At 40.9% G+C, this 23825-nt stretch carries 25 protein-coding genes and 1 pseudogene; 20 read left to right on the top strand and 6 right to left on the bottom strand.

Annotated elements, in window-relative coordinates:
- Positions 1-145: 145 nt before the first annotated feature.
- Entirely contained in the window at positions 146-1471 is a 1326-nt protein-coding gene (brnQ, locus tag HMPREF2628_RS06165; protein ID WP_070842645.1) for a branched-chain amino acid transport system II carrier protein, read from the top strand.
- Between the two features lie 47 nt (positions 1472-1518).
- Here brnQ and HMPREF2628_RS06160 read toward each other — a convergent pair whose 3' ends face one another.
- Together HMPREF2628_RS06160 and HMPREF2628_RS06155 are read right to left on the bottom strand one after the other, a co-directional pair.
- Complete coding sequence (locus tag HMPREF2628_RS06160) at positions 1519-2058, bottom strand: DUF1307 domain-containing protein (RefSeq protein WP_070842644.1); 540 nt, start codon at positions 2056-2058, stop codon at positions 1519-1521.
- A 313-nt stretch (positions 2059-2371) separates the two neighbouring features.
- A complete protein-coding gene (locus HMPREF2628_RS06155; RefSeq protein WP_042750447.1) occupies positions 2372-2923 on the bottom strand; it encodes a DUF1307 domain-containing protein in 552 nt (183 codons plus the stop codon).
- A 141-nt stretch (positions 2924-3064) separates the two neighbouring features.
- On the opposite strand from HMPREF2628_RS06155, the gene HMPREF2628_RS06150 reads away from it, so the two are divergent.
- From HMPREF2628_RS06150 to HMPREF2628_RS06065, 18 genes and pseudogenes are all read left to right on the top strand, one after another.
- Positions 3065-4102 carry a M42 family metallopeptidase gene (locus tag HMPREF2628_RS06150; RefSeq protein WP_070842643.1) on the top strand — a complete coding sequence of 346 codons (1038 nt, stop codon included), beginning with the start codon at positions 3065-3067 and terminating at the stop codon, positions 4100-4102.
- 1 nt (position 4103) lies between these two features.
- On the top strand, positions 4104-4574 hold the full coding sequence (locus HMPREF2628_RS06145; RefSeq protein ID WP_070842642.1) for an HIT family protein: 471 nt from the start codon (positions 4104-4106) through the stop codon (positions 4572-4574).
- 2 nt (positions 4575-4576) lie between these two features.
- Complete coding sequence (ldcB, locus tag HMPREF2628_RS06140) at positions 4577-5293, top strand: LD-carboxypeptidase LdcB/DacB (RefSeq protein WP_042750442.1); 717 nt, start codon at positions 4577-4579, stop codon at positions 5291-5293.
- A gap of 122 nt (positions 5294-5415) precedes the next feature.
- A complete protein-coding gene (gene rplK, locus HMPREF2628_RS06135; RefSeq protein WP_001085807.1) occupies positions 5416-5841 on the top strand; it encodes a 50S ribosomal protein L11 in 426 nt (141 codons plus the stop codon).
- A gap of 207 nt (positions 5842-6048) precedes the next feature.
- Positions 6049-6738: a 50S ribosomal protein L1 gene (gene rplA, locus HMPREF2628_RS06130; RefSeq protein ID WP_001085675.1), complete on the top strand. Its 690-nt coding sequence runs from the start codon at positions 6049-6051 to the stop codon at positions 6736-6738.
- Positions 6739-7225: 487 nt separating this feature from the next.
- Positions 7226-7984 (top strand): class I SAM-dependent methyltransferase, encoded by a 759-nt coding sequence (locus HMPREF2628_RS06125; RefSeq protein WP_070842641.1) that lies wholly within the window; start codon positions 7226-7228, stop codon positions 7982-7984.
- A gap of 86 nt (positions 7985-8070) precedes the next feature.
- Positions 8071-8583, top strand: coding sequence for an adenine phosphoribosyltransferase (locus HMPREF2628_RS06120; protein ID WP_001049318.1), 513 nt, complete (start codon positions 8071-8073; stop codon positions 8581-8583).
- A gap of 287 nt (positions 8584-8870) precedes the next feature.
- On the top strand, positions 8871-9815 hold the full coding sequence (metA, locus tag HMPREF2628_RS06115) for a homoserine O-acetyltransferase MetA (protein WP_070842640.1): 945 nt from the start codon (positions 8871-8873) through the stop codon (positions 9813-9815).
- A gap of 8 nt (positions 9816-9823) precedes the next feature.
- Positions 9824-10501, top strand: coding sequence for a DnaD domain-containing protein (locus tag HMPREF2628_RS06110; RefSeq protein WP_070842639.1), 678 nt, complete (start codon positions 9824-9826; stop codon positions 10499-10501).
- 97 nt (positions 10502-10598) lie between these two features.
- A complete protein-coding gene (gene tpiA / locus HMPREF2628_RS06105; protein ID WP_070842638.1) occupies positions 10599-11357 on the top strand; it encodes a triose-phosphate isomerase in 759 nt (252 codons plus the stop codon).
- Between the two features lie 75 nt (positions 11358-11432).
- A pseudogene (locus tag HMPREF2628_RS11125) lies at positions 11433-11843 on the top strand (ABC transporter ATP-binding protein); the annotation flags it as partial.
- A gap of 151 nt (positions 11844-11994) precedes the next feature.
- A complete protein-coding gene (locus HMPREF2628_RS06095) occupies positions 11995-12513 on the top strand; it encodes a Dps family protein (RefSeq protein ID WP_070842636.1) in 519 nt (172 codons plus the stop codon).
- A 207-nt stretch (positions 12514-12720) separates the two neighbouring features.
- Positions 12721-13059: a zinc ribbon domain-containing protein YjdM gene (locus tag HMPREF2628_RS06090; protein ID WP_001061596.1), complete on the top strand. Its 339-nt coding sequence runs from the start codon at positions 12721-12723 to the stop codon at positions 13057-13059.
- 2 nt (positions 13060-13061) lie between these two features.
- Entirely contained in the window at positions 13062-13691 is a 630-nt protein-coding gene (locus HMPREF2628_RS06085) for a Pr6Pr family membrane protein (protein ID WP_070842635.1), read from the top strand.
- 124 nt (positions 13692-13815) lie between these two features.
- Complete coding sequence (locus tag HMPREF2628_RS06080) at positions 13816-14967, top strand: MFS transporter (RefSeq protein ID WP_070842634.1); 1152 nt, start codon at positions 13816-13818, stop codon at positions 14965-14967.
- A gap of 98 nt (positions 14968-15065) precedes the next feature.
- A complete protein-coding gene (truA, locus tag HMPREF2628_RS06075; protein ID WP_070842633.1) occupies positions 15066-15815 on the top strand; it encodes a tRNA pseudouridine(38-40) synthase TruA in 750 nt (249 codons plus the stop codon).
- The gene (locus tag HMPREF2628_RS06070; protein WP_070842632.1) at positions 15805-16578 is read left to right on the top strand and encodes a bifunctional hydroxymethylpyrimidine kinase/phosphomethylpyrimidine kinase; all 774 of its coding nucleotides are present in this window, start codon (positions 15805-15807) and stop codon (positions 16576-16578) included. Before truA ends, HMPREF2628_RS06070 begins: the two co-directional genes overlap by 11 nt.
- On the top strand, positions 16556-17017 hold the full coding sequence (locus HMPREF2628_RS06065; RefSeq protein WP_000814989.1) for an ECF transporter S component: 462 nt from the start codon (positions 16556-16558) through the stop codon (positions 17015-17017). The genes HMPREF2628_RS06070 and HMPREF2628_RS06065 overlap by 23 nt, the downstream gene beginning before the upstream one ends.
- Positions 17018-17118: 101 nt before the next feature.
- On the opposite strand, the gene HMPREF2628_RS06060 is transcribed toward HMPREF2628_RS06065, so the two are convergent.
- From HMPREF2628_RS06060 to HMPREF2628_RS06045, 4 genes are all read right to left on the bottom strand, one after another.
- On the bottom strand, positions 17119-18201 hold the full coding sequence (locus HMPREF2628_RS06060) for a M24 family metallopeptidase (protein WP_070842631.1): 1083 nt from the start codon (positions 18199-18201) through the stop codon (positions 17119-17121).
- Positions 18202-18327: 126 nt separating this feature from the next.
- Entirely contained in the window at positions 18328-19110 is a 783-nt protein-coding gene (gatD, locus tag HMPREF2628_RS06055) for a lipid II isoglutaminyl synthase subunit GatD (RefSeq protein ID WP_070842630.1), read from the bottom strand.
- Positions 19110-20453, bottom strand: coding sequence for a lipid II isoglutaminyl synthase subunit MurT (murT, locus tag HMPREF2628_RS06050; protein WP_070842629.1), 1344 nt, complete (start codon positions 20451-20453; stop codon positions 19110-19112). The genes gatD and murT overlap by 1 nt, the downstream gene beginning before the upstream one ends.
- 98 nt (positions 20454-20551) lie before the next feature.
- Positions 20552-21868, bottom strand: coding sequence for an FAD-containing oxidoreductase (locus tag HMPREF2628_RS06045; protein ID WP_023946246.1), 1317 nt, complete (start codon positions 21866-21868; stop codon positions 20552-20554).
- Positions 21869-22197: 329 nt separating this feature from the next.
- Here HMPREF2628_RS06045 and HMPREF2628_RS06040 point away from each other — a divergent pair, with 329 nt between their 5' ends.
- Positions 22198-23772, top strand: coding sequence for a degradosome RNA helicase CshA (locus tag HMPREF2628_RS06040; RefSeq protein WP_070842628.1), 1575 nt, complete (start codon positions 22198-22200; stop codon positions 23770-23772).
- The last annotated feature ends 53 nt before the right edge of the window (positions 23773-23825 follow it).

The following is a 23825-nucleotide window of genomic DNA, read 5'->3' as shown; positions in this document are numbered from 1 at the left end:
TGGACTAGGTAGGAGAATGTTATTTTTAGACAATTCTCATTTTTAAGAATCTTGAAAACATTCAATATTTACTTCGTGAAGCTTTTTTCATGCTCCTATTCATGATATACTAGGTCAGTATTTTATAAATATGAAGGAGATTTTCATGGCTAAAAAAGGTGCCTTAACAGGTTTACTCCTGTTTGGAATATTTTTTGGTGCGGGGAACTTGATTTTTCCGCCTTCTCTAGGTGCTCTATCTGGAGAACATTTTCTTCCTGCCATCGCAGGTTTTGTCTTTTCAGGCGTTGGTATCGCCGTCTTGACCCTTATTATTGGAACGCTAAATCCTAAAGGATATATCTACGAGATTTCAACAAAGATAGCGCCTTGGTTTGCGACTCTTTACCTCTCAGTCCTTTACTTGTCAATCGGTCCATTCTTTGCTATCCCACGTACAGCTACAACAGCTTACGAAGTAGGGATTAGCCCTCTTTTGTCGGATGCCAATAAAGGTCTTGGTTTGATTGTCTTTACAGTTCTGTATTTTGCAGCAGCTTATCTAATTTCGCTTAATCCATCAAAAATCTTGGACCGTATCGGCCGTATTTTAACACCAGTCTTTGCAATCTTGATTGTTATCTTGGTTGTTTTAGGAGCTATTAAATACGGTGGAACAAGTCCTCAAGCTGCTTCAGCTGCTTATCAAGCTTCTGCCTTTGGGACAGGTTTCCTAGAAGGGTATAATACCTTGGACGCCCTTGCCTCAGTTGCCTTTAGTGTGATTGCAGTTCAAACCTTGAAACAACTTGGATTTTCAAGTAAGAAAGAATACATTTCGATTATTTGGGTGGTTGGTATCGTTGTTGCCCTTGCCTTCAGTGCTCTTTATATCGGTTTAGGTTTCCTTGGAAATCATTTTCCAGTACCAGCTGAAGCGATGAAGGGTGGAACACCAGGTGTTTACATCTTGTCACAAGCCACTCAAGAAATTTTTGGCTCAACAGCTCAACTCTTCCTTGCAGCTATGGTTACCGTAACCTGCTTCACAACAACAGTTGGACTGATTGTGTCAACAGCTGAGTTCTTTAATGAGCGTTTCCCACAAATCAGCTACAAGGTTTATGCGACAGCCTTTACCTTGATTGGATTTGCTATTGCCAATTTGGGTCTTGATGCGATTATCAAGTACTCAATCCCTGTACTGGTTATCTTGTACCCAATCACGATTGCTATCGTTATGATTGTCATTGTCAACAAATTTGTGGCTCTTTCAAAACCAGGTATGCAGTTGACAATTGCTGTGGTTACAGCTATTGCCATTGCAAGCGTATTAGGAAGCTCATTTAAGGTTGAGTTTCTTGCAAACCTTGTCAATGCTCTTCCTTTTGCCAAGGCATCACTCCCATGGTTAGTACCAGCCGTTGTCGGAATCTTGCTCTCATTGGTTCTACCAAACAAGCAAGAAAGCGATGTTTTTGAGATGGAATAAAAAAACCTTGGCATAAGCCGAGGTTTTTTTATTTTTGTAAAAGACACTTAGTTAGTTTTTTCAGTATATCCAAGATCTTTTAACATTTTCTTAGAAGCAGCAAAGCTAACATAGTTACCTACGCCTGAGTATTCTTCTGGTAAGGCTTTTCTAAGTTCGTCAATACTTGCGACTGTGAAGTCGACTTCAGCATCTTGAACGACCTTTCCATCTTTGATTTTGATGCTATGAGTAACACCTTTGAGGCCTTGATATCCTTTATAAGTTTTTTCAACAAATGCTTTAAGAGTTTCAGCAGTAGTATCAAGAGCCTTTGGATCATAGACATTATGACCTGATTGTTTCAATACTTTGTCTCCATCTACAGTGTAGGTTAAAGTAGAATTAAAGCCAGTACGAGTATCATTTACAAAGGTCACAGTTTTTACTTCAGATTTGTTTTCTGTAGCTTGCTGGCTAGTAGATTCTACCTGAGTAGTTTCACTTTTTGCTGAGCTAGTTGATGAGGTTGTTGGTTGTTTTGAACATCCCAATAAGATAGCTAATGGTAGAGCTATACAAAGAGTCATTTTAAAATATTTGTTCATGTCTTTTTCTTTCATAATCAAAGTATTTTGTATTATAACATGATTCTACTACAAAATCAACTAGACCTCCCCTCTCATATGGCCTGACAACGAATAGAAACTAGTCTGACAATTAAAGTTTTATCTCTATCTATTTCAAAGAACTTTTATCGTATGGCTTTATAAGTGTATGAAGTTTTAAATGCACTTTTTATGGGACTGAGAGGGGGCTATTGGACTCATCGGTCAGGACTATAAAAAAATACCCCAAGAGTCAGAGTTGTGTCTAACTTTTGGGGTGGACCTACACTAGTCTATATGAAATTTTAGGGGATTAGTTTGTCTTTTCAGTGAATCCCAGTGTCTCTAGTCCATTTTTAGTGATTGAGAAACTGACACGATTTCCAATACCAGGATATTCTTCAGGGAGTGCTTTTCTAAGTTCGTCAAGGCTTGCAGTTGAGTAATCAACTTCGAGATCTTGAACAACTTTTCCATCTTTGATTTCAATGGTTTGTTTAACACCTTTTAACCCGTAATAACCTTTATAGGTATCCTCGAGTGTACTCTTGACCTCTTCTGGAGTTGCACCAAGGATTTCAGGATCTGCAACATTCTGACCGGTTTGCTTGGTAACATTGTCGCCTTCTACAGTATAAACCAAGGTAGAAGTGATTCCAGGATTGCTTTTGTTGACAAAAGTATGTGTCTTGGCTGTTTCTTTCTTCTCAGAAGATTGCTCAGTGCTTTGTTTGCTCTCACTTGACTGAGTTGTTGTGTCTTCTTTAGAACTGCTGTTTGCAGGTGTTGATGCTTGTTTGGAACATCCGAGCAGGAGGACAAGTGAAGCCACAAGGGCTAGCGATACTTTAAAGTATGATTTCATATTTGTTACTTTCCTTTCATAATCAAAGTATTTGTATTATAACATGGATCTATAGTGAAAGCAACTAAACACAGTTTTTCTCCTTTTGAGAAGGAGTCTGACTAGAAAAATGTTATAATAGGTAGCAAAAGAGGTGAAGAAATGAATCAAACAGTAGAATATATCAAAGAACTGACAGCCATTGCGTCGCCAACAGGCTTCACTCGGGAGGTTTCGGACTATTTAGTCAAGACTCTAGAAGGTTTTGGTTACCAGCCGGTTCGCACAGCTAAGGGTGGTGTCAATGTGACCATCAAAGGTCAAAATGATGAGGAGCATCGCTATGTGACTGCCCATGTGGATACGCTGGGTGCTATTGTCCGTGCTGTCAAATCAGATGGCCGTCTCAAAATGGACCGTATCGGTGGTTTCCCTTGGAACATGATTGAAGGAGAAAACTGTACCGTTCATGTGGCTAGCACAGGTGAAAAAGTATCAGGAACCATCCTCATCCACCAGACTTCTTGCCATGTCTATAAGGATGCAGGAACTGCAGAACGCACGCAGGACAATATGGAAGTGCGTTTGGATGTAAAAGTGACCAATGAAAAAGAAACTCGTGCCTTGGGGATTGAGGTCGGTGATTTTATCAGCTTTGATCCACGAACTGTCGTGACAGAGACAGGTTTTATCAAGTCTCGTCATTTGGATGATAAGGTCAGCGCAGCGATCTTGCTTAACCTGCTTCGTATTTATAAGGAAGAGAAGATTGAATTGCCCGTAACAACTCATTTTGCTTTTTCAGTCTTTGAAGAAGTGGGGCATGGTGCTAATTCTAACATTCCTGCTCAGGTAGTAGAATATCTGGCTGTGGATATGGGAGCTATGGGAGATGACCAGCAAACAGACGAATATACAGTGTCTATCTGTGTCAAGGATGCTTCTGGACCTTATCACTACGACTTCCGTCAACACTTGGTTGCTTTGGCTAAAGAGCAAGATATTCCATTTAAGCTGGATATCTATCCATTTTATGGTTCGGACGCTTCAGCAGCTATGTCTGCAGGGGCAGAAGTCAAACACGCCCTTCTCGGTGCTGGTATCGAGTCTAGCCACTCATATGAGCGCACTCATATTGACTCGGTGGTCGCAACGGAACGTATGGTTGATGCTTATCTTAAGAGCATATTGGTAGACTAATATGTGTTTGATTTGCCAGAGAATTGAGCTCATTAAAGCTGGGGAAAATCCCTACTTTGTGAGAGAACTAGAAACAGGCTATCTTGTGATTGGAGATCACCAGTATTTTGCAGGCTATAGTCTCTTTCTAGCCAAGGAACACGTCACCGAATTGCATCATTTAGAGAAGGAAACTAGAATCCGTTTTCTAGAGGAAATGAGTTTAGTCCAAGAGGCAGTTGCCAAGGCCTTTACTGCCGAGAAAATGAATATCGAACTGCTAGGAAATGGTGATGCACATATCCACTGGCATCTGTTTCCTAGAAGAAGAGGTGATATGAATGGCCATGGTCTCAAGGGACGTGGTCCAGTATGGTGGGTTCCCTTTGAAGAAATGACAGCAGAGACCTACCAAGCAAAACCGGATGAGATGAAAAGATTAGTCAAACGTTTATCGCCAGAAGTAGACAACCTATTAGAAATAAAGGAGTAGAAATGAAAAAAAGATACCTTGTCTTGACAGCCTTGCTAGCCTTGAGTCTAGCAGCTTGTTCACAAGAAAAAGCAAAAAATGAAGATGGAGCAGCTAAGACAGAACAAACAGCTAAAGCTGATGGAACAGTCGGAAATAAGACTCAAGAAGCCACCCAGAAAAAAGCAGAAGTGGTTAATAAAGGTGACTACTACAGTATTCAAGGGAAATACGATGAAATTATCGTAGCAAATAAACACTATCCATTATCTAAAGACTACAATCCAGGGGAAAATCCAACAGCCAAGGCTGAGTTGGTCAAACTCATCAAAGCGATGCAAGAGGCAGGCTTCCCAATTAGTGATCAATACAGTGGTTTTAGAAGTTACGAGACTCAGACTAAGCTCTATCAAGATTATGTCAATAAAGATGGAAAGGCTGCAGCAGACCGTTACTCTGCCCGCCCTGGCTATAGCGAGCACCAGACAGGCTTGGCCTTTGATGTGATTGGGACAAATGGTGATTTGGTGACAGAAGAAAAAGCGGCCCAATGGCTCTTGGACCATGCGGCTGATTATGGTTTTGTTGTCCGTTATCTTAAAGGTAAGGAAAAGGAAACAGGCTATATGGCTGAGGAATGGCACCTTCGTTATGTCGGAAAAGAGGCTAAAGAGATTGCAGCTAGTGGCCTCAGTTTGGAAGAGTATTTCGGCTTTGAAGGTGGAGATTACGTCGATTAAAAAATAAACTTTTCTCTTGCAATTCCAGATAAATAGTGTATAATAGATGGGTATGTGAAAAACATACTTGTGGGAGGTAAAAATCTCTAATTACCGCCAAAACCACAAAGGAGGATTTTAAAATGGCTAAAAAAGTCGAAAAACTTGTAAAATTGCAAATCCCTGCTGGTAAAGCTACACCAGCTCCACCGGTTGGACCTGCTCTTGGTCAAGCTGGTATCAACATCATGGGATTCACAAAAGAGTTCAACGCTCGTACAGCTGACCAAGCTGGTATGATCATTCCAGTTGTTATCTCAGTTTACGAAGATAAATCATTTACTTTCATCACTAAAACACCACCAGCTGCTGTTCTTTTGAAAAAAGCTGCAGGTGTTGAAAAAGGATCAGGTACACCTAACAAAACTAAAGTTGCTACAGTTACTCGTGCACAAGTACAAGAAATTGCAGAAACTAAGATGCCAGATTTGAACGCAGCAAACGTAGAGTCTGCAATGCGTATGATTGAAGGTACTGCTCGTTCTATGGGATTCACTGTTGTTGACTAATCAATAACACAGTAGAAAATCTCACAGCAGTCTATTAGTTGCTTTTCATACTAGGCAAGTGACTGATGCTTGTACTTGGGTACAGCAAGGGAACTTAACGACGTAGGAAAAGGAAAATAATAGATTGAAAACCCGCAAGACTTCATCATTTCGAGAAGTGACGTGGGAGATGAAAATCGATTGAACCACTTACAAGGAGAATAGAAAATGGCTAAAAAAAGCAAACAACTTCGTGCTGCTCTTGAGAAAATCGACAGCACAAAAGCATACAGCGTAGAAGAAGCTGTAGCACTTGCAAAAGAAACTAACTTTGCAAAATTTGACGCAACTGTAGAAGTTGCTTACAACTTGAACATCGACGTTAAAAAAGCTGACCAACAAATCCGTGGAGCAATGGTATTGCCAAACGGTACTGGTAAAACTTCACGCGTTCTTGTTTTCGCACGTGGTGCAAAAGCTGAAGAAGCAAAAGCTGCTGGTGCAGACTTTGTTGGTGAAGATGACCTTGTTGCTAAAATCAACGACGGTTGGTTGGACTTCGACGTAGTTATCGCTACACCTGACATGATGGCTCTTGTTGGACGTCTTGGACGTGTCCTTGGACCACGTAACTTGATGCCAAACCCTAAAACTGGTACTGTAACAATGGATGTTGCTAAAGCAGTTGAAGAGTCTAAAGGTGGTAAAATCACTTACCGTGCTGACCGTGCAGGTAACGTTCAAGCAATCATCGGTAAAGTATCATTTGAAGCTGAAAAATTGGTTGAAAACTTCAAAGCTTTCAACGAAACAATCCAAAAAGCAAAACCAGCTACAGCTAAAGGAACTTACGTAACAAACTTGACTATCACAACTACTCAAGGTGTTGGTATCAAAGTTGACGTAAACTCACTTTAATCAGTAGTTTATATCAGAGAACGAGTACGAAAGTGCTCGTTTTTTTAGGTACAACGGGCATTCCGTTCATCTGAAGTGTAAGTCCTCTGTGGGTACCGTATACTAGTAAACCCAAAAGTGAATCCCAAGCCTGACTATTGTGAGTAGCTGTTCGAACAGCATTAGGATAGACTGTTTAAGTCTGACGTTGGAAATAAGAATCGGCAGAGAAAGAGATAGAGAAATCTTGGTTATATGAATAGGCACGTGATAGTAAAGCGTATATAGTGGATAAGGAGGCCAGCAACTCTAAAGTACAAATATGTAGTCGTAACCGATATGCGTAAACTACATGAGCAATTGAATTCGAACTAGAGAGTTAATTAATAGATTTATGCTATAATCATGGCAGACTGTATGCGTTTGATTCTAGTTTATCAAATAATAGATTAGAATTGTCAGACAATATCATTTTATGTTATAATGGAGAAAAAATAGAGGTGTTCAAATGTCAGAAGCAGGTCATAAGTTTTTAGCAAAACTGGGGAAAAAACGCTTACGTCCAGGTGGAAAACGTGCCACAGATTGGTTAATTGCGGAAGGAGGATTTTCAAAAGAAAAGAGAATATTAGAGGTTGCGTGTAATAGGGGAACTACAGCAATTGAGTTGGCACAGCGTTTTGGTTGTAAGATAACTGCTGTTGATATGGATGGACAAGCCTTAGAAGTGGCTAAAAAATCTGCTGAAACGGCAGGTGTTGGTCATTTGATTAGGTTTGAAAGAGCAAATGCAATGAAACTTCCTTATGAAGATGCTAGTTTTGATATTGTTATAAATGAAGCTATGCTGACTATGCAAGCCGATCAAGCTAAGAAAAAATGTGTAATGGAGTATTTAAGGGTTTTAAAGCCTGAAGGTCTTCTTTTGACACATGATGTGCTTCTTAAGGAAGCTAAAGAGTCTGTCAGACAGGAACTGTCACAAGCAATTCATGTAAATGTGGGTCCTTTAACTCAAGATGGTTGGGAAGAGGTGATGATAGAATCAGGTTATTGTGATGTGAAAGTATTGACTGGTGAAATGACATTAATGAAATTATCAGGTATGATTTATGACGAAGGTTGGCTAGGAACTTTGAAAATTTGTGTAAATGCTTGTAAAAAGGAGAATAGAAAGCAGTTTTTAACTATGTATAAAATGTTTAATAAGAATAAAAAGAACTTGGGATTTATTGCTATGGCTAGTCATAAATCGTCAAATTGTTAGATAATTATTGAAGTTAACTTTTCCTTTTTTCTTTCTTAAAAAATATGCTATAATAGAGAGTAAAAAACTTTGAAAGAAAGAAAAAGATGAATTTAAAAGATTACATTGCAACAATTGAAAATTATCCAAAGGAAGGGATTACCTTCCGTGATATCAGTCCTTTGATGGCTGATGGGAATGCTTACAGCTATGCTGTTCGTGAAATCGTTCAGTATGCGACTGACAAGAAAATTGACATGATTGTAGGTCCTGAAGCTCGTGGTTTTATCGTGGGCTGTCCAGTTGCCTTTGAGTTGGGAATTGGTTTTGCACCTGTTCGTAAACCAGGTAAATTGCCACGCGAAGTTATTTCTGCTGACTACGAAAAAGAATACGGTGTTGATACCTTGACTATGCATGCTGATGCCATCAAGCCAGGTCAACGTGTTCTTATCGTGGATGACCTCTTGGCAACAGGTGGAACTGTTAAGGCAACCATCGAGATGATTGAAAAACTTGGTGGTGTTGTAGCAGGTTGTGCCTTCCTTGTTGAATTGGATGAATTGAACGGCCGTGAAAAAATCGGTGACTACGATTACAAGGTTCTTATGCATTATTAATGAAAAACAGTCCCTAGGGCTGTTTTCTCTACATTAGGATATAAAAATAGACTATAGCTAGTTAGAGAAAAAGTATAATTGAAAACTATATCTTCTTGCAGTATAATAAAAGGACTAGGTGTTTGAGATTTAGTTTTATACTCAATGAAAATCAAAGAGCAAACTAGGAAACTAGCCGCAGTCTGTACTTGAGTACGGCAAGGCAACGTTGACGCGGTTTGAATTTGATTTTCGAAGAGTTTCAAACATATGCAATGATTCCTGAAAATTACAGTTAGGAGAGGGTTATGCCGATTCGAATTGATAAAAAATTACCAGCTGTTGAGATTTTACGGACAGAGAACATCTTTGTCATGGATGATCAACGTGCGGCCCACCAAGATATCCGTCCTTTGAAGATTTTAATTTTAAATCTCATGCCACAGAAAATGGTCACAGAGACCCAGTTGTTGCGCCATTTGGCGAATACACCCCTGCAACTGGATATTGATTTTCTTTATATGGAAAGCCATCGTTCTAAGACAACTCGTTCAGAGCACATGGAGACCTTCTATAAAACTTTTCCAGAGGTTAAGGACGAGTATTTTGATGGGATGATTATCACGGGTGCTCCAGTTGAGCATTTACCATTTGAGGAAGTGGACTATTGGGAGGAATTCAGTCAGGTGCTTGAGTGGTCCAAGACCCATGTCTATTCGACCCTTCATATCTGTTGGGGTGCTCAGGCGGGACTCTATCTGCGTTATGGGGTTGAAAAATACCAGATGGACAATAAGTTATCAGGTATCTATCCTCAGGACACCTTAAAGGAAGGTCACCTTCTCTTTAGAGGCTTTGACGATAGCTATGTTTCCCCTCATTCACGGCACACGGAGATTTCTAAGGAAGAGGTCTTAAACAAAACCAATCTCGAGATTTTATCAGAGGGTCCTCAGGTTGGAGTTTCGATTTTGGCTAGTCGTGATTTACGAGAAATTTATAGTTTTGGGCATTTGGAATATGACCGTGATACCTTGGCAAAAGAGTATTTTAGGGATCGTGACGCAGGTTTAAATCCACATATTCCAGAAAATTACTTTAAGGATGATGATGTCAACCAGACACCTTGTCTTTGTTGGTCTTCATCTGCAGCTCTCTTTTTCAGTAACTGGGTGAATTATGCAGTCTATCAGGAAACCCCTTTTGACTGGAAAAAAATAGAAGATGATGCATCTGCATTTGGGTATTTATAAGAGGAATTATGACATATTTAGACGCTTTTAAATCAGGGAACTTGGTTTTACCGAGTGCCCTGCTCTTGCATTTTAAGGAACTCTTTCCTTCCAGCGACGATTTTCTGGTTTGGCAATTTTTCTATTTGCAAAATACAACAGGCTTAGAAGAAATGTCCCCAAGCCAGATTGCTGAAAGGATTGGCAAGGAAATTTCGGAAGTCAATCAGGCTATTTCCAATTTGACGGAGAGGGGACTGCTTCAGTATCGAACCATCGAATTGAATGGTGAAATCGAATTGCTTTTTGATGCTAGTTTGGCTTTGGAACGTTTGGATAATTTGCTTGGAGCAGCTCATTCAAGTTCAGACCAGTTGACACCTCAAAACCAGCTCAAAGATTTGGTGGAAACCTTCCAGCAGGAATTAGGGCGCTTGTTGACTCCATTTGAGATTGAGGATTTGACCAAGACTCTTAAGGAAGATGGAACCAGTGCTGACTTGATTAAGGAAGCTCTTCGTGAAGCGGTTTTGAATGGAAAACAAAACTGGAAGTACATTCAGGCGATTTTGAGAAATTGGCGCCATGAAGGCATTAAAAGTGTGGCTCAAATAGAGGCCAAACGGGCAGAGAGAGAAGCAGGCAATCCTCAGTTGACACAGGTATCTGCAGATTTCAGAAATGCTATGGATCTCTGGAAGGATTAATCCATGTAAGCAGGATTGAAATCCGAGTAAGATTTGCAAGCTATGTCTAATTGTGATAAAATAAATAGAAAATAAATTGAAAAAAGAGGTATGTGAAATGTCACGTAAACCATTTATCGCTGGTAACTGGAAAATGAACAAAAATCCAGAAGAAGCTAAAGCATTCGTTGAAGCAGTTGCATCAAAACTTCCTTCATCAGATCTTGTTGAAGCAGGTATCGCAGCTCCAGCTCTTGATTTGACAACTGTTCTTGCTGCTGCAAAAGGTTCAAACCTTAAAGTCGCTGCTCAAAACTGCTACTTTGAAAATGCAGGTGCTTTCACTGGTGAAACTAGCCCACAAGTTTTGAAAGAAATCGGTACTGATTACGTTGTTATCGGTCACTCAGAACGTCGTGACTACTTCCATGAAACTGACGAAGATATCAACAAAAAAGCAAAAGCAATCTTTGCAAACGGTATGCTTCCAATCATCTGTTGTGGTGAGTCACTTGAAACTTACGAAGCTGGTAAAGCTGCTGAGTTTGTAGGTGCTCAAGTATCTGCTGCATTGGCTGGATTGACTGCTGAACAAGTTGCTGCCTCAGTTATCGCTTATGAGCCAATCTGGGCTATCGGTACTGGTAAATCAGCTTCACAAGACGACGCACAAAAAATGTGTAAAGTTGTTCGTGACGTTGTAGTTGCTGACTTCGGTCAAGAAGTTGCGGACAAAGTTCGTGTTCAATACGGTGGTTCTGTTAAACCTGAAAACGTTGCTTCATACATGGCTTGCCCAGACGTTGACGGTGCCCTTGTTGGTGGTGCGTCACTTGAAGCTGAAAGCTTCTTGGCATTGCTTGACTTTGTAAAATAATCGACTCTTTATCAACATTATTGGATTGAAGAAAAGCTAAAATCGAGAAAGGACACATTTAGTCCTTTCTTTTTTGCTACCAAAGCAGAAAATGTAGACAACTTTATCCGAACTCTTCCTGGTGGTTATAACATGGAGATGAACCAAGACTCCAGTAATATTTCCCTCAGGCAAAAACAATTGTTGATCATCTCGAGTGCTCTCATAGACAATTCTAAAATTCTTATTTTGAATGAAGCGATTTCCTCTGTTGATACCCATTTGGAACTTTTAATTCAAAAAGCTATGAAACGGTTGATGAAAGGAAGGACTAGATTTGTCATCGCCCACTGTCTCTAGACCATTCAAGAAGCAAATAAGATTCTCGTTCTTAAGGATGGACAGGTTATTGAGCAGGGAAATTACGAAAGCTTACTCCAAGCAAAAGGCTTTTATTATGAACTTTACCAAAGCCAATTTTCAAGTAAATCTGATAAAGTAAGCTAATCAGAACTAACTAAACTTTTCTTAAATTATCAGTCTATTGCAACTTTTCTCATGTGAGTCATTTGGCTTGCTTTTGGTTTTCCTTAGTAGTATACTAAGGTAGTAATCATTAAGAAGTGGTTACAAATAATAATGAATGAGGTAAAATAAAATGGTAGAATTGAAAAAAGAAGCAGTAAAAGACGTAACATCATTGACAAAAGCAGCACCAGTAGCATTGGCAAAAACAAAGGAAGTCTTGAACCAAGCTGTTGCTGATTTGTATGTAGCCCATGTAGCTTTGCACCAAGTACACTGGTACATGCGTGGTCGTGGTTTCCTTGTATGGCATCCAAAAATGGATGAGTACATGGATGCTCTTGATGGTCACTTGGATGAAATCAGCGAACGCTTGATCACACTTGGGGGAAGCCCATTCTCTACTTTGACAGAATTCCTTCAACACAGTGAAATCGAAGAAGAAGAAGGAGAATTCCGTAACGTTGAAGAAAGCTTGGAACGTGTTCTAGCTATTTATCGCTACCTCATCACTCTTTTCCAAAAAGCTTTGGATGTGACTGACGAAGAAGGCGATGATGTTACAAACGATATCTTTGTTGGTGCTAAGGCTGAACTTGAGAAAACAGTTTGGATGATTGCGGCAGAACTTGGACAAGCACCTGGTTTGTAAGAAAAATGCATCCCTTTCTATCATGAGTTTCTGTATCACTACTCATGATAAACTATCTTTTAAAAATCATGTAGCAGACAAAGTTACATGATTTTTTCTTTGCTTCTCCAGCGACTCATTTGTCAAAATGCTGATTTTAAGGTATAATAGTTGCTGTTCGAGAAATTTTGATTTTCAAAGAATAGTGAATGATGATAAGGAGAAACCATGAACAACCTACCAAATTGCCCAAAATGTAACTCAGAGTATGTCTACGAAGACGGTGCCCTACTGGTTTGCCCAGAGTGTGCTTATGAGTGGAATCCTGCTGAAGTTGCAGATGTAGAAGAGGGCCTTGTTGCTATCGATGCCAACGGAAATAAATTGGCTGACGGTGATACAGTAACTCTCATCAAGGATTTGAAAGTAAAAGGTGCGCCAAAAGATTTGAAACAAGGGACGCGCGTGAAAAATATCCGCATCGTAGAAGGCGACCACAATATCGACTGTAAAATCGATGGCTTCGGTGCCATGAAACTCAAATCAGAGTTTGTGAAGAAAATTTAATCATGTCAAAGCACTACAAACTTGTATTTTATAGCCGTATCTTCTTGTTTCTAGCGGCTTTTACGGGAGTTTATCTTGAAATCGCCAAGCATGGTGGATTTGGGATGCTTCTCTATTACACTGTTCTGTCCAACCTTTTAGTCGCGATTTTTACGCTCTATCTCCTAAAGGTTATGAGCCGTTTAGGTGAAAACTGGCAAAGGCCAAGCCTCTTGCGCTTAAAAGGTGGGGTCACCATGAGTATCATGATTACCTGTGTGATTTACCATTTCCTATTAGCGCCTATTGCGACTAATTTCTATACTCTAGAAAATTTCCTTTGCCACTATATCGTTCCCCTCTGGTTTTTAGCAGATACCCTCTTTTTTGACAAACAGGGTCAATACAAAATCTGGGATCCAGTTGTGTGGACAATTTTACCCTTACTTTATATGATTTTTGCTCTTTTTAATGGCTTGGTACTGAAACTTGATGTTCCTAATTCTAAGGTCAGTCCCTTCCCTTACTTCTTTTTGAATGTGAACAAGGGGTGGGATGTCGTGTTCAAGTGGTGTCTGATTATATTTGTTGCCTATATGGTGGCAGGATTTATCTTCTACTTAATCAAGCAAATCAAGAGAAAGTCATCCTAAGACACAAGGGATTCATTTTCGAGTTTAAGAAGGAGTCTATACAATAAAGAGGCTTCTTCTTTTCTTGCCTGTTTGATAACTATCAAAAAAGTAGAAGATTAAGAGAAATATAGAAAGAGATTTCATGAAACAATTTTTAGAACGGGCCAGTATTTTGGCTCTCTCCCTCGTTTTGATTACATCCTTTTCCATCTCGAGTGCTCTGCCAGCCATGTTTGACTATTATCAAGGCTACCCTAAGGAACAAATTGAGCTTTTGGCGAGCTTGCCTTCCTTCGGGATCATGATTATGTTACTACTAAATGGCATCTTAGAAAAAATATTTCCTGAGCGCTTACAGATTAGTTTGGGATTGCTGATTTTATCACTGAGTGGGACGGCCCCATTTTGGTATCAAGCCTACCCCTTTGTCTTTGGAACAAGGATTCTTTTTGGTTTAGGTGTTGGGATGATTAATGCCAAGGCTATTTCCATTATCAGTGAACGCTATCAAGGAAAAACGCGAATTCAGATGTTAGGGCTACGCGGTTCTGCAGAGGTCGTTGGGGCTTCTCTCATCACCTTGGCAGTCGGTCAGTTGTTGGCCTTGGGTTGGACAGCTACCTTCCTAGCATATAGTGCTGGATTTTTGGTGCTGATCCTTTATTTGCTCTTTGTCCCTTATGGAAAGGAAAAGAAAGAAGTCAAGAAAAAGGAGAAGGAAGCAAGTCGCTTAACTCGGGAAATGAAAGGCTTGATTTTTATCCTAGCTATCGAAGCGGCGGTTGTAGTTTGTACCAATACAGCTATTACAATTCGTATTCCAAGTTTGATGGTGGAAAGAGGACTTGGAGATGCCCAGTTATCTAGTTTTGTTCTTAGTGTCATGCAGTTGATCGGGATTGTGGCTGGTGTGAGTTTCTCTTTCTTGATTTCTATTTTTAAAGAGAAACTGCTCCTCTGGTCTGGTATTACCTTCGGCTTAGGGCAAATTGTAATTGCTTTGTCTCCATCCTTGTGGGTGGTAGTGGCAGGGAGTATTCTAGCTGGTTTTGCCTACAGTGTAGCCTTGACGACTGTCTTTCAACTTGTCTCTGAACGAATTCCAGCTAAACTCCTCAATCAAGCAACTTCATTTGCTGTATTAGGCTGTAGTTTCGGAGCCTTTACGACCCCATTTGTTCTAGGTGCAATTGGCTTACTAACTCACAATGGTATGTTGGTCTTTAGTATCTTAGGAGGGTGGTTGATTGTAACCTCTATCTTTGTCATGTACCTACTTCAAAAGAGAGCTTAGGATTGGTTTCCTAAGTTTTTCTTTCGGGATTTTTGTACCCAGACAATATTTATTTTAGACCCTTGTTTACAGATTATTTTCTTGATAAAATAGAAGTTATGACAAGATATAAAGCAACTATTTCCTATGATGGTTATGCCTTTGCTGGCTTTCAGCGCCAGCCCCATGCGCGTAGCGTTCAGGAAGAAATTGAAAAAACCTTGACCAGGTTAAATAAAGGGCAGGCGATTACTGTTCACGGTGCTGGTAGGACAGATAGTGGGGTTCATGCTTTGGGACAGGTGCTTCATTTTGACCTGCCATATCAGATGGATGAGGAAAAGCTCCGTTTTGCTTTGGACACCCAGTCCCCTGAAGATATTGATGTGATTTCGATTGAGCTTGTAGCAGATGATTTTCATTGCCGTTATGCCAAGCACAGCAAAACCTATGAGTTTATTGTGGATAGGGGCCGTCCCAAGAATCCTATGCGCCGTCACTATGCCACTCACTTTCCTTATCCGCTTGATGTGGAGCGGATGCAGGAGGCTGTCAAGAAATTAGAAGGGACCCACGATTTTACAGGTTTTACAGCCTCTGGGACTAGTGTAGAGGATAAGGTTCGCACCATCACAGAAGCTAGTTTAACAGTTGATGAGACAGGTCAGTTTTTGACCTTCACCTTTTCAGGAAATGGTTTCTTGTATAAGCAGATTCGCAATATGGTGGGGACACTGCTCAAAATCGGCAATAACCGCATGCCAGTAGAGCAGATTGACCTCATCTTGGAGAAAAAGGACAGGCAACTTGCAGGTCCCACTGCAGCACCTAATGGTTTGTATTTAAAGGAGATTCGTTATGAAGAATAATCGTATTTTAGCACTTTCTGGGAATGATATTTTTAGTGGTGGTGGCCTGTCAGCTGATTTGGCTACCTATAACTTGAACGGCTTGCATGGCTTTGTAGCAGTGACTTGCTTGACAGCCTTGACGGAAAAGGGCTTTGAAGTCTTTCCAACTGACGATGCCATTTTTCAACATGAATTAGATAGCTTGCGTGATGTGGAGTTTAGGGGAATTAAGATTGGTCTTCTTCCTACTGTCAGTGTGGCTGAGAAGGCTTTGGACTTTATCAAACAACGCCCAGGAGTGCCTGTGGTTCTGGATCCTGTCTTGGTTTGCAAGGAAACACACGACGTAGCTGTAAGTGAACTCTGCCAAGAATTGATTCGCTTCTTCCCTTATGTCAGTGTGATTACGCCTAATCTTCCTGAAGCAGAATTATTGGCAGGTCAGGAAATTAAAACCTTGGAAGACATGAAAACTGCAGCTCAGAAATTGCATGACTTAGGAGCGCCAGCAGTCATTATCAAGGGAGGCAATCGCCTTAGTCAGGACAAGGCTGTGGATGTCTTTTATGATGGACAAAACTTTACAGTCCTAGAAAATCCTGTTATCCAAGGGCAAAATGCTGGTGCAGGTTGTACCTTTGCCTCAAGCATTGCCAGTAACTTGGTTAAAGGTGATGAACTTTTAGCAGCAGTAGAAAGCTCTAAGGCTTTCGTTTACCGTGCCATCGCACAAGCAGATCAGTATGGAGTAAGACAATATGAAGCAAACCAAAACAACTAAAATCGCCCTTGTATCCCTATTAACCGCCCTCTCTGTGGTTTTAGGTTATTTCTTAAAAATTCCAACACCGACAGGCATTCTAACTCTTTTAGATGCGGGTGTCTTCTTTACGGCCTTCTACTTTGGTAGTCGCGAAGGGGCTGTAGTCGGAGGACTAGCAGGTTTCTTGATTGACCTCTTATCAGGCTATCCTCAGTGGATGTTCTTTAGCTTGGTCAACCATGGCTTGCAGGGATTTTTCGCAGGATTTAAAGGAAAAACTCAGTGGTTAGGCCTTATCTTAGCAACGATTGCCATGGTAGGGGGTTACGCCTTGGGTTCTACTTTGATGAATGGCTGGGCTGCAGCCCTACCAGAAATCTTACCAAATTTCATGCAAAATATGGTAGGGATGATTGTAGGATTTATCCTTAGTCAAAGTATCAAGAAGATTAAGTAAAGAGGCTGAGTCAAAAGTCTCTCAAATAAGAAAAACGCATAGTATCAGGTGTTGAAAGCTTGATACTATGCGTTTTATTGTGGGAAGATTTTCAAAGAATATTAATCAAAATAAAGCAAGTCTTTGCTGGTGCTTGTAAAGAGGTCGAAGTCATCCTTGGTAACAACACCGCAGTCTTCAATACGGACACCGACTTTACCAGGGATATAGATCCCTGGTTCAACAGAGAAGCACATGCCTTCTTCGATGACCATGTCGTTTCCTTCCATGATAGATGGGAATTCGTGGACATCCATACCGATACCGTGACCAAGACGGTGGTTGAAGTACTCACCGTAACCAGCTTTTTCGATGACCTCACGGGCAGCGCGGTCCACTTCATGGGCAGTCACACCTGGTTTGATAAAGTCAAGAGCAGCTTGTTGGGCTTCAAGAGTCAGGTTGTAAATGTCTTTCTTGAATTGGTCAGGTTTGCCGACAGCGACCGTACGAGTCATATCTGAAGCATAGCCGTTGACTAGAACACCAAGGTCAAAGAGGAGAAGGGCGTCATTTTCAACCTTGTTTGCTGCTGGAATACCGTGTGGATTTGCAGCATTATCACCAGTCAAGACCATGGTATCAAAACTCATTTCATAACCTTCACGTTTCATGGCAAAGTCGATTTGGGCGATGATATCTGTCTCTGTCTTATCAAGAGAAATATTATCAAAACCAACTTTTACAGCTTTATCAGCATAGAGACCTGCAACCATCATTTTTTGCACTTCGTCAGCTGATTTGATGAGGCGCATGCGTTGGATGCGAGGAGTGAGGTTGTCAAACTCAGCAGTTTCAAAAACGGTTTTCAAGCCATGGTATTTGGTCAAGATAAGATTGTCAAACTCAACAGCGACACGTTTGAAGTCAAGTTGTGGAAGAGCATGTTTCATTTTTTGCCATGGATTTTCAGAATCTACATAGCCCACAACTGGGAAGGAAACAGTGCTAGTAGCACGCTCAACCTCAAGGGCTGGGACAAAGAGGAGGGGTTCCTGATCCGCTAGGACAAAAAGGAACATTTGGCGTTCATGGGGATCACTGTAAAAACCAGTGAGGTAATTGATTGTGACGGGGTCAGATACGACAGCGACGTCTAGTTTTTCTGATTCAAGATATGTTACGATTTGTTGTAATTTAGACATATGCTACCTTCTTTCTACCCCTCTATTTTGGCAAAAAAAGAGAGAAAATGCAAGGAAGAAGGGTAAAAGAAAAGACAAAAAAACTCCGACAAGATAACGGAGTTCTTTGATATGGTTTTTCTTGGTTTAAGAAAAGTCAGCCTTGCTTTTGACGTCGCTGTATTCCTCAGCGATTTCTTGGCTGAGAATGTCTTCATAGGCAGGGAGTTGGATGTCCTGACCATATTTCTTCTTGAGGGCTGTAGTGACTAGGCGATAAGCTAGATTGGCATTGCGAGAGAGGATAGGCCCGTGGAAGTAGGATCCAAAGACATTCTTATAATGAACCCCTTCGCCGACCTTTTCTTCGTTATTTCCATTTCCATAGACAACCTGTCCCAGTGGTTTTTGATCATCTGAGAGGAAGGTACGGCCCTGATGATTTTCAAAACCATAGTAGGTTTCATCGAAATCTTCATTGTGAATCTTGATGTCACCGATAAAGCGGTTGTTGGTTTGGTTGAGGGTGTAGTGGCCCATGACACCTAGCCCTTCGATACGTCTTCCTGAAGCTTCAATATAATATTGACCCAATAGTTGGAAACCACCGCAGATAGCCAGAACCACACCGTCGTTTTGGATGTAGTTGTCAATGCTTTCTTTTTTGGCAGGTAGGTCGTCTGCAATAATACTTTGTTCAAAGTCTTGACCGCCACCGAAAAAGGCGATGTCGTAGTGATTTTCATCAAAATCATCATGGAGAGAAACGATGTCAACGGTCACATGGGCTCCCAGTTTTTCAGCAACATACTTGAGCATGAGGATGTTTCCATTGTCCCCGTAGGTATTCATGAGGTTACCGTAGAGGTGGGCAATGTTGAGCTGATAAGGATAAATGCCATCTTTTGAGGAAAGTGAAGTATAAACCATTAGTTCATCTCCTTTCTAACAATCTGACGACTAGCCAGCAGTTCGCGGAATTCAAGCATAGCAGTATAGGTAGCCAGGATATAGGCATGCTTGCAGTTTTGATTCTCAATTGTCTTAAGAACTTGTTCCAGATTGCTTGTTTCAGTGATTTTTTCAGCTGGATAGCCTGTTACTCGGAGGCGACGTGCGATTTCAGAGTGGCGAACACCGCCAGCGTTAATTTCTGGAATATCCATCTCAGTGATTTGTTCAAAATCAGCATCCCAAATCCAGCTTGTATCAATTCCGTCTGCATAGTTGGCATTTAGGAGGACAGATAGACTAAATGGATAAGGAGCTAGTTTAATCATTTCGATAGCTTGGGTCGCACCGACTGGATTTTTAATCAAGACAAGGGTACATTCCTTGTCACCTATATGGAAGGTTTCTTGGCGTCCAAATACAGCACGACTCTTATCAAATCCTTGCTTGATTAGTTGTGAATCTGCACCAAGGAAACGGGCGATGGCAACCGCAGCTAGGGCGTTGTAGATATTGTAGAGTCCACCGATTTGGATACCGTATTCTTGTCCGTCAATGACAAAGCGAGAGCGATTGTTGGTCAACTCAACTAGTTCTGTCAAGCGATAGTCGAGATCAGGACGTTTACATCCGCAGCCTTCACAGATATAGGCACCCAAGTTTGCATAGGTATTATGCTCATATTTGAGGATTCCTTGGCAGTCAGGGCAGAGGATTCCTTCGGTATTATAGTGAGCCAGCTGGGCTGGACCTTTCTCCAAGTCAAAACCAAAATATTCTACAGGATTTGGAATAGCTGGCTTGTAGAAAAGTGGACTGTCTCCATTAAGGAGAACAGTGGCAGTAGGCACCTTACGAATGGCATCCAAAATCATCTTGTAAGTTGTGTAAATCTCACCATAGCGGTCCATCTGGTCACGGAAGATATTCGTGATGACAAAAAGGCTTGGCTGGATATAGTCACAGATACGAGATAGACTGGCCTCGTCGATTTCTAAGACGGCAATATTTTTCCCAGTTTTTGAAGATTTGGCTGTTAAGAAGGTTGTCGCAATCCCTGTAATCATGTTGGCACCGCTTGGGTTGGTAAGAACCTGACCATAAACCTCTTTTAAAATGCCGACAGTGAGGGCAGTTGTCAGGGTTTTTCCGTTGGTTCCAGTGACTACGACAATTTCATAGTTCTTAGCTAGGTTTTGTAAAATATCTTTATCAAATTGAAGGGCAAGTTTTCCTGGAAGCGTACTTCCACGGCCAAGACGACTTAAAACGAAGTGGGAAGAACGCCCAGCAAGAAGGCCCAAAGTAGTTTTTAATTTCATGTTTCTATTATATCATAAAAGAGGGAAAAGACAGATTTGAGATTTCGCAGAAGTAAAAACAGCCCAAAGAGGGCTGTTCGATACGATTAAATCTCAACTTAAATCGCAAACAAGTCATTCAAGTTCTCAGCCAAGGTTGGGTGAGTGAAGATTTGTTTTGTGAAGTAAGTGTAAGGAATCTTGTTGTCCATAGCAACAGTGATGATGTTGATGATTTCTTGAGATCCTTCTGAGAAGATGCTTGCTCCAAGAATTTCTTTTGTTTCAGTATTAACCACAGCTTTGAAAGCTCCACGAAGGTCTCCATTTACGTGACCACGAGGCATTGCTGCAACAGGAATTTCCTTAACGGCGTATGGAAGTTTCAAATCAGCTGCTTGGCTTTCAGTCAAACCAACTTGTGAAAGTGCAGGTGTGATAAACATTGTGTTTGGTACATTGAGACGGTCTTCAAGTGTGTAGCTGCCATCTCCAGCAAGGTAGCTGTAAACAACACGGAAGTCATCAAGTGAAATGTAAGTAAATTGAAGGCCACCGTTGACATCTCCAACTGCAAAGACACCAGGAACGTTTGTTTGACAATGTTTGTCTACTTTAATAGCACCACGTTCAGTTAGTTCAATATCTGTATTTTCAAGTTGAAGTGGTTCTACATTTGGTTTGCGTCCAGTTGCGTAGAGAAGGGCATCGAAACGGTAAGTTTCATTTTCAGTTACGACAAGGACTTGGTCACCATCGTTTTTAATTTCAGTAGTACGGATATTTTGAAGCAATTCAATACCGTCTTCTTCCATGTATTGTTTAGCAAGAGCTGCGATGGAAGGTTCTGCACGAGGAAGGAAAGTATCCAAGGCATCTAGGACTGTAACCTTGCTTCCTAGTTTATTGTAAAGGCCGGCAAATTCAAGACCGATGTTTCCGCCACCAAGGACACCAAGTTTTTCAGGCAATTTGTCCAAATTTTGGATACCTGTTGAGTCAAAGACATTTTTGCTTGTAGCAAGTCCAGGGATTGGCAAGACGTTTGAAACAGCACCAGTGTTGATGACGATTGTTTCAGCAGTCAGTTCTTTCTTTTCATCACCAGCTTGGATTTCGATGACTTTATTTGAAAGGAAGTGAGCTTCCGCATCAAAGATATCCACGCCTGTACCAGCAACAGTTGCATAGTTTTTACCGTTGAGGCGACTAGTGATAGTGTTTTTGGTAGCAATCACTTCTTCAAAAGACAAGTCTTTCTCAGCAGCAACTAGCAAAGTTTTAGTTGGGATACAACCAATGTTGATACAAGTTCCACCGTACATAGCTTTGCTACGTTCAATGAGGGCAACTTTTTTACCAGCTGAAGCCAATTTACCAGCTAGTGTTTTACCAGCTTTACCAAATCCGATAACGATTAAATCATAAGTTAACATTTAGAGTTCCTCCTATTCGAATTTCATTCTAGCACAAGAAAAAAACTTTTGCACAATTCTGCTACGCTTTAAAAAAGTTTATGAAATAGTGGAAATTTCATCCTTATTTTCTCTGAAAAATCGTTTACATGAGTTTATCGATGGATTGGGCTATCTTTTGCTCTGTTCTTGTGTTATACTAGATAGGTTGCAAAGAAAACAGTACTTTTCTTTTGTGGAAAAGAAGCAACACGATTTTATATCCAGTATATGAAAATACGTCATAAAAAGAAAAGTATAAACTAAGCCCTATAGGGTGGCTTCGCACCACCTTTAGAAAGAAGAATAACGTGAAATTTAATGAATTAAACTTGTCTGCTGATTTGCTAGCAGAGATTGAAAAAGCTGGTTTTGTAGAAGCCAGTCCGATCCAAGAACAAACTATTCCTTTGGCCCTTGAAGGTAAGGACGTTATCGGTCAAGCTCAGACTGGTACAGGAAAAACTGCAGCCTTTGGCTTGCCTACTCTTGAAAAAATTCGTACAGAAGAAGCGACCATTCAAGCCTTGGTCATCGCTCCAACTCGTGAACTCGCTGTCCAAAGTCAAGAAGAACTCTTCCGCTTTGGTCGCAGTAAGGGAGTCAAGGTTCGCTCAGTATATGGTGGATCAAGCATTGAAAAACAAATTAAGGCTCTTAAATCTGGTGCCCATATCGTGGTGGGAACACCTGGTCGCCTTTTGGACTTGATTAAACGCAAGGCCTTGAAATTACAAGATATTGAAACTCTTATTCTTGACGAAGCGGATGAAATGCTCAACATGGGCTTCCTTGAAGATATCGAAGCTATCATTTCTCGTGTCCCTGAAAACCGTCAAACCTTACTTTTCTCAGCAACTATGCCAGATGCCATCAAACGTATCGGTGTTCAGTTTATGAAAGAACCTGAGCATGTGAAGATTGCGGCTAAGGAATTGACAACAGAATTGGTTGACCAATACTATATCCGAGTTAAAGAGCAAGAAAAATTTGATACCATGACTCGTCTCATGGATGTGGAACAACCAGAACTTGCTATCGTATTTGGTCGTACAAAACGTCGTGTAGATGAATTGACTCGTGGTTTGAAAATCCGTGGCTTCCGTGCAGAAGGAATTCATGGTGATTTGGACCAAAACAAACGTCTTCGTGTCCTTCGTGATTTTAAAAACGGTAATCTGGATGTTCTAGTTGCGACGGACGTTGCAGCGCGTGGCTTGGATATTTCAGGTGTGACCCATGTCTATAACTACGATATTCCACAAGATCCTGAAAGTTATGTTCACCGTATCGGTCGTACAGGTCGTGCTGGTAAGTCAGGTCAGTCTATTACTTTCGTATCACCAAATGAAATGGGCTACCTCCAAATCATTGAAAACTTGACTAAGAAACGCATGAAAGGTCTCAAACCTGCAAGTGCAGAAGAAGCCTTCCAAGCTAAAAAACACGTAGCTCTTAAGAAAATCGAGCGTGATTTTGCAGATGAGACTATCCGTGCCAATTTTGAGAAATTTGGTAAGGATGCTCGTAAGCTAGTTGCCGAATTTACTCCAGAAGAATTGGCAATGTATATCTTGAGTCTGACTGTTCAAGACCCAGATAGTCTTCCTGAAGTGGAGATTGCACGTGAAAAACCACTGCCATTTAAACCATCAGGTAATGGCTTCGGTGGTAAAGGTAAGGGAGGTCGTCGTGGAGATGACCGTCGTGATAATCGCCGTGGAGACAACCGTCGTGGTGGTCGTCGTGATGATTTCAAAAAAGGAAGTCGTGGCAATGATCGTTTTGATAAGGAAAAACGTTACCGTAAGGATAATAAAAAACCACGCAATACTTCAAGTGAAAAGCAAACAGGCTTTGTGATTCGTAACAAGGGCGATAAATAAGAAAAAGCGGTTCAAAATGTGTACTGCCCCCCAAAAGTTGGACAAATAATTAT

The organism is Streptococcus sp. HMSC063B03 (genome assembly GCF_001836965.1).
Classification (GTDB): domain Bacteria; phylum Bacillota; class Bacilli; order Lactobacillales; family Streptococcaceae; genus Streptococcus; species Streptococcus pneumoniae_F.
Note: the sequence above shows the minus strand (reverse complement) of the source record. Positions and strands in the feature narration are given on the sequence as shown.

Excerpts from the sequence above, each read along its gene's own strand:
- ldcB (WP_042750442.1), top strand. The coding sequence starts at position 4,577 with ATGAAAAAAAGATACCTTGTCTTGACAGCCTTGCTAGCCTTGAGTCTA.
- murT (WP_070842629.1), bottom strand. The coding sequence starts at position 20,453 with ATGAAATTAAAAACTACTTTGGGCCTTCTTGCTGGGCGTTCTTCCCAC.
- HMPREF2628_RS06145 (WP_070842642.1), top strand. The coding sequence starts at position 4,104 with ATGTGTTTGATTTGCCAGAGAATTGAGCTCATTAAAGCTGGGGAAAAT.
- HMPREF2628_RS06090 (WP_001061596.1), top strand. The coding sequence starts at position 12,721 with ATGAACAACCTACCAAATTGCCCAAAATGTAACTCAGAGTATGTCTAC.
- HMPREF2628_RS06120 (WP_001049318.1), top strand. The coding sequence starts at position 8,071 with ATGAATTTAAAAGATTACATTGCAACAATTGAAAATTATCCAAAGGAA.
- tpiA (WP_070842638.1), top strand. The coding sequence starts at position 10,599 with ATGTCACGTAAACCATTTATCGCTGGTAACTGGAAAATGAACAAAAAT.
- truA (WP_070842633.1), top strand. The coding sequence starts at position 15,066 with ATGACAAGATATAAAGCAACTATTTCCTATGATGGTTATGCCTTTGCT.
- HMPREF2628_RS06150 (WP_070842643.1), top strand. The coding sequence starts at position 3,065 with ATGAATCAAACAGTAGAATATATCAAAGAACTGACAGCCATTGCGTCG.
- HMPREF2628_RS06070 (WP_070842632.1), top strand. The coding sequence starts at position 15,805 with ATGAAGAATAATCGTATTTTAGCACTTTCTGGGAATGATATTTTTAGT.
- HMPREF2628_RS06095 (WP_070842636.1), top strand. The coding sequence starts at position 11,995 with ATGGTAGAATTGAAAAAAGAAGCAGTAAAAGACGTAACATCATTGACA.
- HMPREF2628_RS06085 (WP_070842635.1), top strand. The coding sequence starts at position 13,062 with ATGTCAAAGCACTACAAACTTGTATTTTATAGCCGTATCTTCTTGTTT.
- HMPREF2628_RS06125 (WP_070842641.1), top strand. The coding sequence starts at position 7,226 with ATGTCAGAAGCAGGTCATAAGTTTTTAGCAAAACTGGGGAAAAAACGC.
- HMPREF2628_RS06110 (WP_070842639.1), top strand. The coding sequence starts at position 9,824 with ATGACATATTTAGACGCTTTTAAATCAGGGAACTTGGTTTTACCGAGT.
- HMPREF2628_RS06155 (WP_042750447.1), bottom strand. The coding sequence starts at position 2,923 with ATGAAATCATACTTTAAAGTATCGCTAGCCCTTGTGGCTTCACTTGTC.
- HMPREF2628_RS06045 (WP_023946246.1), bottom strand. The coding sequence starts at position 21,868 with ATGTTAACTTATGATTTAATCGTTATCGGATTTGGTAAAGCTGGTAAA.
- HMPREF2628_RS06080 (WP_070842634.1), top strand. The coding sequence starts at position 13,816 with ATGAAACAATTTTTAGAACGGGCCAGTATTTTGGCTCTCTCCCTCGTT.
- HMPREF2628_RS06060 (WP_070842631.1), bottom strand. The coding sequence starts at position 18,201 with ATGTCTAAATTACAACAAATCGTAACATATCTTGAATCAGAAAAACTA.
- HMPREF2628_RS06160 (WP_070842644.1), bottom strand. The coding sequence starts at position 2,058 with ATGAACAAATATTTTAAAATGACTCTTTGTATAGCTCTACCATTAGCT.
- rplA (WP_001085675.1), top strand. The coding sequence starts at position 6,049 with ATGGCTAAAAAAAGCAAACAACTTCGTGCTGCTCTTGAGAAAATCGAC.
- rplK (WP_001085807.1), top strand. The coding sequence starts at position 5,416 with ATGGCTAAAAAAGTCGAAAAACTTGTAAAATTGCAAATCCCTGCTGGT.
- HMPREF2628_RS06065 (WP_000814989.1), top strand. The coding sequence starts at position 16,556 with ATGAAGCAAACCAAAACAACTAAAATCGCCCTTGTATCCCTATTAACC.
- brnQ (WP_070842645.1), top strand. The coding sequence starts at position 146 with ATGGCTAAAAAAGGTGCCTTAACAGGTTTACTCCTGTTTGGAATATTT.
- metA (WP_070842640.1), top strand. The coding sequence starts at position 8,871 with ATGCCGATTCGAATTGATAAAAAATTACCAGCTGTTGAGATTTTACGG.
- gatD (WP_070842630.1), bottom strand. The coding sequence starts at position 19,110 with ATGGTTTATACTTCACTTTCCTCAAAAGATGGCATTTATCCTTATCAG.